This window comes from Brevibacillus centrosporus (assembly GCF_046622605.1).
GTDB classification, from domain to species: Bacteria; Bacillota; Bacilli; order Brevibacillales; family Brevibacillaceae; genus Brevibacillus; species Brevibacillus centrosporus.
In genome coordinates this window covers 2,119,233-2,131,790 of record NZ_CP176856.1, presented here as the reverse complement: position 1 = coordinate 2,131,790, position 12,558 = coordinate 2,119,233, and the positions used below count along the sequence as shown (strand labels likewise).

At 50.5% G+C, this 12,558-nt stretch carries 13 protein-coding genes; 5 read left to right on the top strand and 8 right to left on the bottom strand.

What is annotated here, in order from left to right; genetic code table 11:
- Positions 1 to 13: 13 nt before the first annotated feature.
- Together ACLIN2_RS10935 and ACLIN2_RS10930 are read right to left on the bottom strand one after the other, a co-directional pair.
- On the bottom strand, positions 14 to 748 hold the full coding sequence (locus ACLIN2_RS10935) for a gamma-glutamyl-gamma-aminobutyrate hydrolase family protein (RefSeq protein ID WP_411504041.1): 735 nt from the start codon (positions 746 to 748) through the stop codon (positions 14 to 16).
- Positions 749 to 771: 23 nt separating this feature from the next.
- Positions 772 to 2,403, bottom strand: coding sequence for a peptide ABC transporter substrate-binding protein (locus ACLIN2_RS10930; protein WP_411504040.1), 1,632 nt, complete (start codon positions 2,401 to 2,403; stop codon positions 772 to 774).
- A gap of 104 nt (positions 2,404 to 2,507) precedes the next feature.
- Between ACLIN2_RS10930 and ACLIN2_RS10925 the strand changes: the two genes are divergently transcribed.
- A complete protein-coding gene (locus ACLIN2_RS10925; RefSeq protein WP_411504039.1) occupies positions 2,508 to 3,317 on the top strand; it encodes a serine hydrolase in 810 nt (269 codons plus the stop codon).
- A gap of 104 nt (positions 3,318 to 3,421) precedes the next feature.
- Here ACLIN2_RS10925 and ACLIN2_RS10920 read toward each other — a convergent pair whose 3' ends face one another.
- Positions 3,422 to 4,714, bottom strand: a complete 1,293-nt coding sequence (locus ACLIN2_RS10920; protein ID WP_092269179.1) for a phytoene desaturase family protein — start codon at positions 4,712 to 4,714, stop codon at positions 3,422 to 3,424.
- Between the two features lie 189 nt (positions 4,715 to 4,903).
- Between ACLIN2_RS10920 and ACLIN2_RS10915 the strand changes: the two genes are divergently transcribed.
- A complete protein-coding gene (locus ACLIN2_RS10915; RefSeq protein ID WP_411504038.1) occupies positions 4,904 to 5,608 on the top strand; it encodes a M15 family metallopeptidase in 705 nt (234 codons plus the stop codon).
- A 138-nt stretch (positions 5,609 to 5,746) separates the two neighbouring features.
- Here ACLIN2_RS10915 and ACLIN2_RS10910 read toward each other — a convergent pair whose 3' ends face one another.
- The 3 genes from ACLIN2_RS10910 to ACLIN2_RS10900 form a co-directional block, all read right to left on the bottom strand.
- Positions 5,747 to 6,886 (bottom strand): virulence factor, encoded by a 1,140-nt coding sequence (locus ACLIN2_RS10910; RefSeq protein WP_411504037.1) that lies wholly within the window; start codon positions 6,884 to 6,886, stop codon positions 5,747 to 5,749.
- A gap of 94 nt (positions 6,887 to 6,980) precedes the next feature.
- The gene (locus tag ACLIN2_RS10905) at positions 6,981 to 7,841 is read right to left on the bottom strand and encodes a GNAT family N-acetyltransferase (protein WP_411504036.1); all 861 of its coding nucleotides are present in this window, start codon (positions 7,839 to 7,841) and stop codon (positions 6,981 to 6,983) included.
- A 14-nt stretch (positions 7,842 to 7,855) separates the two neighbouring features.
- Entirely contained in the window at positions 7,856 to 8,614 is a 759-nt protein-coding gene (locus ACLIN2_RS10900; RefSeq protein WP_411504035.1) for a DUF4931 domain-containing protein, read from the bottom strand.
- A 124-nt stretch (positions 8,615 to 8,738) separates the two neighbouring features.
- Here ACLIN2_RS10900 and ACLIN2_RS10895 point away from each other — a divergent pair, with 124 nt between their 5' ends.
- The 3 genes from ACLIN2_RS10895 to ACLIN2_RS10885 all read left to right on the top strand — a co-directional run bounded on the left by ACLIN2_RS10895 (position 8,739) and on the right by ACLIN2_RS10885 (position 10,192).
- Complete coding sequence (locus ACLIN2_RS10895) at positions 8,739 to 9,440, top strand: pirin family protein (protein ID WP_411504034.1); 702 nt, start codon at positions 8,739 to 8,741, stop codon at positions 9,438 to 9,440.
- 119 nt (positions 9,441 to 9,559) lie between these two features.
- Entirely contained in the window at positions 9,560 to 9,805 is a 246-nt protein-coding gene (locus tag ACLIN2_RS10890; RefSeq protein ID WP_092269197.1) for a hypothetical protein, read from the top strand.
- A gap of 24 nt (positions 9,806 to 9,829) precedes the next feature.
- Positions 9,830 to 10,192, top strand: coding sequence for a L,D-transpeptidase (locus ACLIN2_RS10885; protein ID WP_092269200.1), 363 nt, complete (start codon positions 9,830 to 9,832; stop codon positions 10,190 to 10,192).
- Positions 10,193 to 10,259: 67 nt separating this feature from the next.
- Here the strand turns inward: ACLIN2_RS10885 and ACLIN2_RS10880 are convergent, their stop codons facing one another.
- Complete coding sequence (locus ACLIN2_RS10880; RefSeq protein ID WP_092269203.1) at positions 10,260 to 10,478, bottom strand: hypothetical protein; 219 nt, start codon at positions 10,476 to 10,478, stop codon at positions 10,260 to 10,262.
- 113 nt (positions 10,479 to 10,591) lie between these two features.
- Positions 10,592 to 12,505 carry an ABC-F family ATP-binding cassette domain-containing protein gene (locus tag ACLIN2_RS10875; protein WP_411504033.1) on the bottom strand — a complete coding sequence of 638 codons (1,914 nt, stop codon included), beginning with the start codon at positions 12,503 to 12,505 and terminating at the stop codon, positions 10,592 to 10,594.
- Positions 12,506 to 12,558 lie beyond the last annotated feature (53 nt).

The window sequence follows — 12,558 nt, the reverse complement described above, 5'->3', positions numbered from 1 at the left end:
ATTCTGCCTGATCTTATCTGGCTTGCAGCTTCGCTTGTTTGACTTTGGCGACAAACGCCTCCGCTATCTTTTGCATGTCGCTGTCGTGGCCCCACATCCGCTCTGGATGCCATTGCAGCCCGACATGCAGCCCGTCGAGACTCTCGATCGCCTCGATTACACCGTCAGCCGCTGCCCCTGTCATGGCAAAGCCCGGAGCGACGTCTTTTACCGCCTGATGATGCGAGGTGTTGACCAGGATTTCCGTCTTGCCAACCGCATCTGCTACAAATCCTGGCTGAAGAGTGACTTTGTGTGCGCCGTATTGACGTGAACCTTTTTGGGCGTGTTGGAATGCTCCTGGCACTTGGCTTGGAATGTCCTGAATGAGGGTACCGCCGCACGCCACATTCAGAATTTGCATTCCCCGGCAGATTCCGAGGATTGGCTTTTTCATTTCCAGAGCCAGCTTGATGACTTCAAGCTCTGCCAAATCCCGTTCGTATTCAATATGTCCCAGTCCTTGCAGCGGCTCCTCTCCGTACAAATGAGGAGCAGGATCGTCTCCTCCTGTAAGGATCAGGCCGTCAAGCGACTCCAGCATCGCGCGAAATGGCGCATCTGCATATGTCAGAAGAGGCAGGATCAACGGAGTTCCGCCACTGCGTGCAATCCCCTCCACATAGCCGGAGCCTACATAAAAGAACTGGTCGAGATTGTTATTCGGGAAATACATTTTCGTACACGCCACACCAATTATCGGACGCACACACGTCACTCCCTATTCTCTATTTATTTCTTTTCATTGGATGCGTATTTGAAGTCGATGAAGCCGAGTGCGTCTACAACTACGTCTTTTACAGAGTCTTGTTTCACCCATGCGTAAGTGTAGTAGTAGATCGGCAGAGCAGGCATTTCATCCATCACGATGGCATCCGCTTTTTTCAGGATTTCTTTACGTTTTTCTACGTCGCCTTCTTTGGCTGATTGAGCCAAGAGGTCGAGGAACTCTTTGTTCTCCCATTTCGAGGTGTTCAAACCGCCTTTGAACACTTCCAGGAAGTTGATCGGATCGTTGAAGTCGCCGATCCAGCTGCCGCGGCCGATTTGGAAGTTCCCTTCCTTCATTTGTTCGCGATGTACTTTATTTTCTTTATTCACCAGCTTCACTTCGATGCCAAATGCTTTTCTCCATTGATCCTGGATGACAGTCGCGATCCGTTGATTGGCTTCTGTCGTATTGTAGGAAATGGTGAGCTCAGGCAGCTTGGTGATTCCCGCTTCCTTCATTCCTTCAGCCAGCAGCTTCTTCGCTGTCTCCACATCACCGTCTTTGATGTAGCCGTCAGGGTTGAGCGTCATGGTAGGAGGCAAGATTCCGAGCGCTGCTGTACTCTTGAATGGAACGACGCTTTCAGTAATTTCTTTGCGGTTTACAGCAGTGGCAAATGCCTGGCGAATCTTTTTGTTGTCAAAAGGCTTTTGCGTGGTGTTGAAAATGTACCAGTAAGTTCCTGCCGTTGCTTGCGATTGCATTTTGCCGGAATCTTTCAAGGACTCAAGTGCGTCGAGCGGCAAGTCACCCAGCGGAGAGCCCGCCCAGTCCAAATCACCATTTTCAAACATCGAAAGCTCCGTATTGGCGTCTTCGATCATGTTGATGTTGAGCTTGGACAGCTTTACGTGGTCTTTATCCCAGTAAGTATCGTTCTTTTCGAATTCGATACCCGACTTGTGCTCCCATTTCTTCAGCACAAATGGTCCGTTCCCTACGTAGGTTTCAGGCTTGGAAGCCCAATCCTTGTTTGCTTCCACTGCTTTTTGGTTCACAGGGAAGTAAGTCACAGATGCAACCAGCTCAGGGAAAAACGGTGCCGGATTTTCCAGGTTGACGACAAGCGTTTTGTCATCGGTTGCTTTTACGCCAACATCCTCTGCTTTCGCTTTCTTCGCATTGAAAGCTTCTCCGTTTTTCAGATAGTACATCTGATAAGCGTAGGAAGATGCTGTTTCCGGATTCAATACGCGCTTCCACGCATATTCGAAATCATGCGCAGTAACTGCTTCGCCGTTGGACCACTTCGCATCGCGCAGATGGAAGGTATAGGTCAGTCCATCAGGTGATACCTCGTACTTCTCCGCGACCGCCTCTTTCAGCTCGCCCTTTTCATTCAGCCGAAGCAGGCCATCAAATGCTGCACGGGCAACAGACATCGAAGGGATATCTTCTGCCAGTCCAGGGTCGATCGTGTTTGGCTCCCCTGTGCTCAGGTTCACCTGCATGCTTTGCGGGGTAGAAGATTCACCTGCTGAAGCTGAAGGTGCCTTCTCTCCCGACGTGCTCCCTTGTGGTGTGCCACAGCCAGCGAACGCCAAGCTCGCGAGCAGCACTGCACAAAATGATAGTTTCTTAAACCGTTTCATGAAAAAACCCCCGTCTCTGGAATAATTCTTCTTGATTGTTAGGAGCATGTATAAATAATATTATCTTGAGAAAATTTTGTCTACATAAAAAGGGGATGAAGGAAATGCTCTCGAGTTTATCCACCCAAATCGCTCAATTGGTTGAAAATGCTGGCGGCGAGTGGGGTATCTACCTGGAAGACCTGCAAACAAGTGAAACGCTGGTGTTCAATGAGCATAAACGTTTCTATGCGGCTAGCGTGATCAAGGTACCGATCATGACGGCAGTTTTTGCAGAAGCCTACGCTGGCAACATCGCATTGGAACAAAAAATCAAGCTCCGCCAAGAAGATTTGGTAGGCGGTGCTGGGGTGCTTCAGCACATGACCCCCGGCACTGAGCTGACCGTGCAGGACATCGTCACACTTATGATCATCCAAAGCGACAACACGGCGACCAATATTTTGATCGACTTGGTCGGAACCGAGAGCATTCGAGCAGCGATGCAAAAGACAGGCATGACAAACAGTCAGTTCTACAACAAGCTGATGGTCGTGCCTGCCGAGCTGGAAGGCTACAACGAGCTGACGGCTGCAGACATGGGCTCTCATTTCCGTTATTTGGCTACAGGAAAAGTCATTTCCTATGACAGCTGCCTGAAAATGATGGCGATCCTAAAGCAGCAGCAGCATCGAGACCGCATTCCGTTCCACTTCCCCGATCCAGATGGAGACGTGATCGGCATGCTTCCTAAATGGGAGCTCGCCAACAAGACCGGCTCCGTTACCCACATCACGCATGATACCGGTGTGCTGTTCGTCGGCCCGCATGCTGTGACCATCTGCGCTCTGAACAAAGGTCTGGAGCAAATCCCAGCCGCCCAAACGATCGCCGAAATTGGCCGCCTCGTCTACAATCTGTACCAGAGGGCCTAGTTTTATCCCTCCCCCGCAAGCGTATCTTGCGGGGCTCTTTTGCAAGGGAAAAACGGGTGCTTCGCTCAAGCAACAGTTGAGAAAAGCACCCGTTAACAGATGAATTATTTTTCCAAAATTAACTTCGCAACGTTCATGGCACTGGAGAAAGAAAGCTCGGACAGTTGTCCTTGGCCTTCGCACCAGTCACCTGCAAAGAACAGGTTGCGATAGTCAGGCATGAAGATTGGCATAGGCTTCTGGTTCATTGTCCATTTGATCTCCTGTACGATGGCACGTGTGGAGACGCGAGGAACGACCAGTTGCTCACGCCAGCCGGCAAAGTGCTTGTCGTACAGCGCTTCGATTTCCAGCTTGCGTTGCTCTGCCAATTCCTTGTTCCCTACATCAGACTGGCGCATGTACGCTGTCGCTTGGAGCAGCTGACCGCCTTCTGGCACACAGGTCTGATCGTAGTAGGAAATGTCCGTGATAAAGATGTTGTTTTGCTTGTCGTAAATATAGGAATACGGAACATCGATGCGCTCTTTCAAGCCAATGTCGTACACAATAACAACGGTAGGCTCGTATTCTGCGTGCTGGGCAATGGCATGCTCCAACCGCGTTTCCGCAAATACCTTCACCATTTCTTTCGGCGGGATACAGCTGATAAACTCATCTGCCGTAAACTCGCCCTCCGGTGTTACCACTCCCACGACGCGATCTTCTTCTACGTGGAAACTTTCTACTTTTGTCTTCGTCAGGATGACGCCGTTATTCGCCTCGATGACACGAACGAATTCGTTAATCAGCGCCTGCCAGCCTCCGCCAATATACGCTACTGGCTTATTGGTCGTGAACAGTCGGCTGTAATAGGAAAAGAATACGTCAGATGGGATTTTTTCCGGTTCACGTGTAAAGAAGTTGGAGGAAGCCAGTGTCAGCATCATTTCCTTTACTTCTTCATTGACGTTTTTCTTCTCCATCCATTTTTGGATAGACATATGCGGATGTCCCGTTTCCATCTTCAGCATCGTTTTCAAGATTTCAAACGTAAACAATACTTTGTCCAAGCCTTTGAGCAGCTTGGTTTGGAACAAGCCTTGTACATTCGCTGGAACAGCTGTCAGATCGTTCCCGATATCGTACTTCGCTTTTGTCGGATTAAAGTCTTGCCAGTCAATGTGAAGGTCCAGCTCTTTTTCAAACGTTTTCAAAACGGAGCTATCACGAGCGTAAATAGCGTGTGCACCAAAGTTAAAGTTAAATCCTTTGATCTTCAGCGTAACGGCACGACCGCCTAATTGTCCGCGCTCCAAAACTGCTACTTTTTTGCCTTTCGACGAAAGATAGGCGGCACTGGATAAACCAGCGAGTCCTCCACCTACAATAACTACGTCATAGTGATTGGTTGTCATACACAATCTCCCCTACGCACTAGCAATGTTGATAACATGATCGAAAACCCTCTCCTAGAATAAGGGATAGATCACAAGTAGTCAACCATTATTGAACTGTGTCTATTTTTATACTGTTTGATACCAATAATTTCCTTATGTTTCTCGTGCTATAATGAATAAAATCCCGCAGAAGGGTGTTTTCGACCTATGAAGTTTACCACTCCCATCCCAGAATCGGAATCAAGCGCCGCTTTAGCTAGCTTGCCAAAGATCCTGGAAACCAACGAACCCGTCGTCCCTCTGTTGCAGTATGCCCCCGCAATAGCAGTATATCCTGCTTACTATCACGAGGGGTTGGCTGGCACGCGATCTGATTGCTTCGTTCGGCGTTCCGTTGCTGACCGTCTGGTCGAAGCCGCGGGCTTGCTCCCACCCGACCATCATCTCGTGGTTTTGGATGGGTGGCGCCCGCTAGAAGTGCAGCAATCCCTGTATGATCGCCTAAAAAGCCAGCTTCTCGCACAAGGCTGGACGGAAGGAGAAGCTTTTTACGAGGAGCTCCACCGGTTCGTAGCCCGGCCCTCGCACAATCCTGAGCGTCCTCCCCGTCATTTGACTGGCGGTGCTGTTGACCTGACAATAGCAGGTCCCAACGGCTGGCTGGACATGGGTACTCCCTTTGATGACTTTACTGATCGGGCCCATACACGTTTTTTCGAAATCCATCTGCCCAGTGACGACCAGGAGCGGCAAATCCAGCGCAACCGCCGACTTTTGTATCACATCATGATTCAAGCCGGATTTACGAACTATTCGGATGAGTGGTGGCATTTTGACTATGGAAATCAGGCATGGGCGACTGCTCGCCGTCATGAACATGCTTTTTACGGAGGCATTTTGCAGGTGAATTGACCAGAAGCGAAGTGGCGCGTTCCACCAAGCCTTTTGGCGGAGCCTTAGCTGCACTTATACTGGCTAAGAATCTTATTCCTGTACAAAGAAAAAACAGGGGCAAATGCACCCCTGTTTTCGATTATGAGAGTCGTGCTCTTACTCGCTTTGTTCGTTTCTGCGGGTCATTTGCTGCCAGACCGTACCGCTGGCGGCTTCCCCGCTTTCGATCCGCTCCACAGCCATTTGCACCTGCAGGCTGACTTCAAACTCCGGATCGTTTTGGGCCGATCGCAATGCTGGAAGTGCTGACTCGTCTCCCACTTCGTACAGGAAACGCGCTGCACGCCAGCGAACGAGCTTGTTGCGGTCATGCAAAGCTTCACACATCGGTCCAGTCGCCAGTGGATCCCCCAGATCAGACAAGGTATCTCCAGCCGTTCTTCTTACGGATACCGAATCATCCTTTAATGCCTGGAACAGCAACGGGAAGACGGCATCTCCCCCAACCATCCCCAGATAGACGACCGCCAGCCTTCGGATCGACGTCTTCGTGTCCTTCAGGGCTTTCTCCAGCACTGGCAAATCCTCTTCGGTTGGCTCCATGCGATCCAATGCCGCGTACCGGTTTTGCCAATCGGGATCATCCAGCATTTGCAGGGTAACAACTTTCTTTTCACGGATGACAGGCTCTGGGGCTTCCCCTTCACCTAGCTGCAAGGCACGCTCCACAAGCTCCTCCACACGCTCTTCCGGATACGAAGCCACGATCTCTAGTGCGACTTCTTCTCCGATCTCGCGCAGATCGCCATAACGGACACCGTGCTCCACCCATTTGCGCTCCATGATCAGGTTTGGCGAGGCCGATCCAGCTCGCATCGCTGCTTGTCCAAACCTCTCCGGCAATGCTGCACGGATCTGTTCTGTCCCCATCGTGACTTTTACCTGCATGGGCACTTCCCGGAACATCTGGATAAAGACCTGGGCCTCCCCAAAAGCGGCTCCATCCGTAGCTGCCAATACCGGTACGGCCGTTCCTTCTCCTGCCTGAAGAATCTCTCGGGACTGGGTCAAGATGCGCTGCCAATCCGCGTTTGACTTTCTTTCCAGCGCCAAAAAATCAGCGGTATGAAAAATAGAGGTAACTCCTTCAATCGCCAGCAGCTTCCCCATCAACTCCGGGTACTTGGCGACATTCTCTTTTGTATAGACATGTTGGACACCATCCGGCAAACGCTCGTCTACGTTCAGCTTCATTACGTTTGGACTCGGCGTCGGTTCGATGGACAACAGCTTCATCACTCGTCACTCCTTTTCCGCACTCTTCCCTCAATCTTCTCTATCGTAGCACGGAACCAAACTACATTTCCAATCGTGGGGTGCAACTGTGCAATTAAAGTAGTAGCTTGTAGTAATCGTTCGCCGATTTGACGACAAATCCGCACGATTCGTAAAGACCGAGCGCATGGCTGTTCTCGCAGGCGACCTCCAGTGACATTTCCTCGTAGCCTTGCTCGAAAATCAGCTCGATCGTTTTCGCCAATGCTTGACGTCCATACCCTTTTCCCTGATGATCGGGATGCACACAGAAGCCGAAAATAAAGCCTTTTCCCTCACTGATCATCGCGCTGATCTTGCCGACGGGCTTATCCTCGACAAGGATAAGGTACGTTTTGCTGTTCGACTCGCCTTCGATGCGCCTGCTCATTTCTCTCGCCTGCTCTTCCTCCATCTGAAAGCCGTGGACATTCAGCCAGATCAACGTTTCCAGATCAGCCTTTTCTGCAGCACGCATCTGGATAGCGCTCACGGGGACGTTTTTCTTTTCCCCCTGAAGGTCCATCCAATACTCCGAAAATTTATACTGCGCTCCCAAATGCTCCATGCAAGCTTTTCCCGACAAAGACTCTCTTTGAACGATAAACAGCTGTTCTGGAATCTTTCTCTGCTGACATTCTTCTGCCGCCTGAGCCTGCATCGCCCGGAAAATTCCTTTTCTGCGATACTGCGGATGCACCATGCCGCTTACTTCCGCCTCTGCTCCATGAAATACGTACATCCCCAAGAAACCTACCAGCTGATCGTCTTCGTAGCACAAAAAATCTTCCGAGTGAGTGCCCGAACGTCGAGTGAGCATGTCTGGATTTATTTTAAGGTCAATTCCGTCATGCTCATTGCATACTTTCACCAGCTGCTTTACTGCGGACAGCTCTTCTGCTGTCATTTGTGTGGTTCCACGAACTTGATACCCCATACTCTCCAAGCCCCCTAAAAGTAAAGATGCCTCATTTCTGTAACCATATCATCCAAATTATTGGCCACCTGCGGAATGGAATAGCCGATGTAGAGCGGAGAGGTAACAAAGCGTGGCACGGCTTTTGCGATCAGCTTGTCTCCCCAGCGATAAAAGAAAAAGTTATAGCTGAGACAACGGCGATTGACGTGGTTCAAAATCCAGTGTGCCAGAATTTGTAAGTACTCAGCCATCCTGTCCAGCTGATCCCAGTCTGTTAGGATCACGTTGTATTCAAAAAAGCCTGCGCGCGGATGGGTAGACAGATTGCACTCCACCCCTCGCCCGCGGTCAATGGTGATTCCCTCAAAGTCCATTTCCTTTACTTGGCTGCGATAATCGTAGTTATTCAAGCCAACAATTTGCATATGTGGATGGCGAATGCTGCCCCCGGAGTACGGTCCGTGGTTCTTGAAGAAGAGCACAGATTGAAAAGATCCGCTATTCGAAAGCTCCTGCCACTTCTCTACGCCAAACGAGAGCAGCTCATGCACGTGTGCTTTTGAATAAGTCGACCAATCCCCTTCGCAATCATCCGACTCGATCAGAACCGTCTGATAGGTATCCTGCAAAACGGGGAACTTGTTCATAAGCCAGATCATGGACCCGCGCTGCTCGAGGATATTCGTCAGGTTATTGGTGTCGCAAAATGGACAAGCAGTTTCCCGATTGATCACGCTTTCCGGTTTCTTTCTGCCTATATGCATGTTGAAGTGCAAATGAGTCTGCGTCACACGAGAGTCCCTCCTAATTGCCACCTGCTTCCACTTTACAATGAAATCGGGCGAAAATCATTCACAAAAGTAAGGGTTAGCGTTACGATAACGGACAGAACCTAGAATGACGAGGAGGCTTCTCATGATTGACGTACATAAAGCCGCATCACGCTACACAGCAGATCACGGCTGGTTAAAAAGCAATTTCAGCTTTTCCTTTGCGGATTACTATGATCCAGACAATATGGGATTTGGGCCATTGCGCGTCTTCAATGACGATACGGTTGCCCCGCAAACCGGATTTGGCTCACACCCTCACCGTGAAATGGAGATCGTCTCGATCGTTTTGCAAGGACAGCTCGGTCACCGCGACAGCACGGGACGTCAGGAGGTCGTTCGACCGGGAGAAGTACAGCGGATGAGTGCAGGCACTGGGGTCGTTCACTCCGAGATGAATCCCTCGGCGACCGAGGAAGTCAAGTTCCTGCAAATCTGGTTTGAGCCGGCAGAGTACGGCCTCTCTCCGTCCTATGAGCAAAAGTCATACGATCCAGCCAAGCTGGTGAACCAGCTACTCCCGGTCGTATCCACCGAGGGCGGCGAAGAAACGGCCAAAATCCATCAAGACCTGACGCTCTACCTCTCGCGCCTGGAAGCAGGAAAAGCGGTTCATTTTGAACAAAATCCTGGCAGGCGCATCTATCTGTTCGTCATGGAAGGAGAGCTTGTGCTAAACGAGGACGCCACGCTTGAGACACGAGATGCCGCACGCATCACCAAAACAACTAGCCTGGATATCCGCGCTGCCCAAGATACCTACTTCATGCTGATCGATTTGCCTTAAGTCCTTTTCCTCATCCAAGCACAGCCTATTTTTCCTTCAATAGGCTGTGTTTTCTTTTTTTATCTCAATGGGTTCGCATACAATGGGTAGTAGTGAACCATGGAAAGGTGTTGGATGAAATGGAAAGATCCTTTTACTACCCGGTCAGCTGGAGTGAAGCTCACAAATACAAGCTGTTATTGGATCAAGAAGGCGTTCCGTACGAGATTTTGTCCCCGGTGGATTTGCCCATTCTGGAAAAGGGACAGCTGGCCATCGTCTTTCCGTCTATCCCTCTGCGTATGTACGCTTGGGTGCGCACCTTATTTTACCGGGATGGTTTGCGTTACCCCGACCCCTTTTCTCTGGATTTTCGTGCGCGCTGACCTATTTTGCCAGGAGGTGAGATCATGCCTGATTACAGCATCCGCATCTCCATCGCCAAGCTGCGCCTGGATTTGTATGATGCCTCCACACGGGTCCGCTCCTTTCCGGTTGCATTGGGGAAAATTGCGACTTCCACTCCTCGAGGAGATTTCACCATCATCAATAAAGTCCCTTATCCGGATTCCTACCCCGGCGGACCTTTGAGCGTTTTCGGCACGTATTGGCTTGGTTTGAGCCAGCCCCACTACGGCATTCATGGTACCAATGACCCTTCCTCCATCGGCAAATACGTCTCTCACGGCTGTATCCGAATGTATAACGTAGATGTGAATACGTTGGCAAGCCTCGTCCCCATTGGCACTCCTGTAAGAATCAGGGCCACGTAGTGCACTCTATTTCTTTTTTTCACAAACAGCAAAGACCCGCCTCTGCTTGCTTTGAGGCGGGTCTTTTTCACATGAGTCTTACGTTTTTGTCTTCTTCATCCGGTTCACTAGACTCAAAATACACCAGGTATCTTCTGGCTTGCTTGTACATGATAGACAATGTCAATTCTCGTATTTTGTTCATCACTACATCTTTTTGGTCTGGTTGAAGCTCCAGGGTGAGCTTCTCTTCTTGCATGGTTAGATAAGACATTACCCATTCTGGGTCCAACTTGTAGGCAGGCAACGACAGCGACTCCTCTACTAAGTAATCTATTACAGTCTACAGAAGCCCACTGTCGTTTCACAGCCACAATTACTGGCTACATACACAGAGATTGGCACTAGCAGCAAGAATTCTTATTTTCCCTGCTCCAGCTCTTCCACCATGGCGGAGAGCTCTGCCCAGCGTTCAATCGTCGCTTCCAGGTCAGATGCTACCTGCTGTTCCTCGGCGTACAGCCTCTCGATTTTTCCGTAATCGCTGCCGGATGCTGCAATCTCTTTCTTCAGCACTACGCTGCGCTCTTCCAGCGCTGCGATTTTGCCTTCGATTTCATCCCACTCTTTTTGATCCTTATAAGAAAGCTTCTTGGTCCGGTTGTTTCCCCGGTTGGCATTGCTGTTCTCGCTTTTTTCACTGGAAACAGCAGGGGCAGGTGCTGCGACTGCTTTTTGTGCCCGCAGCTCCTCCAGGTACTCGGAGTAATTCCCCATAAAATCCCGGATACGGCCCTGCCCCTCAAAAGCGAACAGATGGTCAACCGTCCGATCCAAAAAGTAACGGTCATGGGAAACGGTGATCACCGCACCCGGAAACTGCTCCAGATAATCTTCCAAAATGCTCAGCGTCTGAATATCCAAATCGTTCGTCGGCTCATCCAGGAAAAGGACATTCGGCTCCCCCATCAACGTGCGGAGCAAATACAGACGCCGGCGTTCTCCACCAGACAGGCGGGAAATCGGTGTGTACTGCATATGCGGAGAGAACAGAAAACGCTCCAGCATTTGCGAGGCCGTGATCGATTCCCCGTCACTCGTCTGAATGACTTCCGCCGCTTCCTTTACGTATTCGATCACGCGCAGTTTTTCGTTCATTTCGACGCTGTCCTGCGTGTAGTAAGCAATCTTCACCGTTTGGCCGATATCGATCGTCCCTGCATCTGGCTGAATTCTTCCTGCCAGCATGTTGAGCAGCGTCGATTTTCCGCTTCCATTTGGGCCAATGATCCCTACACGGTCGCCTGGAAGCACGATGTAGCTGAAGTCTTTGATCAGCTGGCGATCCCCGTAAGACTTGCTGATTTGTTCCAGCTCAATGACCTTTTTGCCGAGACGGCTTGCTCCCAGCGCCATATCCATCTTGGCGCCTGGTCCTTCGACCACACGATCACGCAGCTCCTCCGCTCGTTGTACACGCGCTTTTTGCTTGGTGGTTCGCGCTTTGGCTCCCCGGCGCAGCCAAGCAAGCTCGCGTCTCAGCAAATTTTGCCGCTTGCTCTCTGCTGCGGCTTCATTATCCTCACGCTCCGCCCTTTTTTCCAAGAAGGTCGCGTAATTGCCCTCGTAGCTGAAAAGCTTCCCGCGATCCAGCTCAAAGGTCCGGTTCGTCACACGGTCCAGAAAGTAGCGATCATGCGTGACGAGCAGCAATGCTCCTTTATAGCGGGACAAGTACTCTTCCAGCCACTCTACGGTTTCATTGTCAATATGGTTGGTCGGCTCATCCAAAATCAGCAGGTCCGCTGGCTGAATCAGAGCCCGTGCCATGGCAACCCGTTTCCGCTGACCGCCAGAAAGCTCGCTCACCTTTTGCGTGAAATCGTGCAAGCCCAGCTGGGTCAGGATCGTCTTCGCCTGTGTATTGCTCTCCCAGGCATCCGCGGCGTCCATTTTGGTCTGTAGAGCCAAGACACGCGACTGCTTTTTCTCATCGCTTGGCGAGAGCTGCAGGTCAGCCAAAGCGCCTTCGTACTCCCGCATCAGCTGGATCAGCGCTGATTCGCCATAAAACACCTGATCCAATATAGAAGAATCTTCATCAAAGCTCGGATTCTGCGGCAAATATTCTACATGAAACCTGTTGGCGTGCACGATCTTTCCGCTGTCTGCCGTATCCAAGCCCGCGATAATTTTCAAGAGGGTGGATTTCCCTGTCCCATTTACACCGATCAAGCCGATTCGCTGCTGCTCGCCGATATGAAAAGATATATTGTCAAAAAGAACTTTCTCTCCGTAGCTTTTGGAGAGATTTTCAACCGTTACGATTTGCATGGTAGTCACCTGTACTTTTCTATTTGCCTTGAAATGCAAATGAATGCTTTTCT

Excerpts from the sequence above, each read along its gene's own strand:
- ACLIN2_RS10915 (WP_411504038.1), top strand. The coding sequence starts at position 4,904 with ATGAAGTTTACCACTCCCATCCCAGAATCGGAATCAAGCGCCGCTTTA.
- ACLIN2_RS10920 (WP_092269179.1), bottom strand. The coding sequence starts at position 4,714 with ATGACAACCAATCACTATGACGTAGTTATTGTAGGTGGAGGACTCGCT.
- ACLIN2_RS10890 (WP_092269197.1), top strand. The coding sequence starts at position 9,560 with ATGGAAAGATCCTTTTACTACCCGGTCAGCTGGAGTGAAGCTCACAAA.
- ACLIN2_RS10925 (WP_411504039.1), top strand. The coding sequence starts at position 2,508 with ATGCTCTCGAGTTTATCCACCCAAATCGCTCAATTGGTTGAAAATGCT.
- ACLIN2_RS10910 (WP_411504037.1), bottom strand. The coding sequence starts at position 6,886 with ATGAAGCTGTTGTCCATCGAACCGACGCCGAGTCCAAACGTAATGAAG.
- ACLIN2_RS10905 (WP_411504036.1), bottom strand. The coding sequence starts at position 7,841 with ATGGGGTATCAAGTTCGTGGAACCACACAAATGACAGCAGAAGAGCTG.
- ACLIN2_RS10930 (WP_411504040.1), bottom strand. The coding sequence starts at position 2,403 with ATGAAACGGTTTAAGAAACTATCATTTTGTGCAGTGCTGCTCGCGAGC.
- ACLIN2_RS10895 (WP_411504034.1), top strand. The coding sequence starts at position 8,739 with ATGATTGACGTACATAAAGCCGCATCACGCTACACAGCAGATCACGGC.
- ACLIN2_RS10875 (WP_411504033.1), bottom strand. The coding sequence starts at position 12,505 with ATGCAAATCGTAACGGTTGAAAATCTCTCCAAAAGCTACGGAGAGAAA.
- ACLIN2_RS10885 (WP_092269200.1), top strand. The coding sequence starts at position 9,830 with ATGCCTGATTACAGCATCCGCATCTCCATCGCCAAGCTGCGCCTGGAT.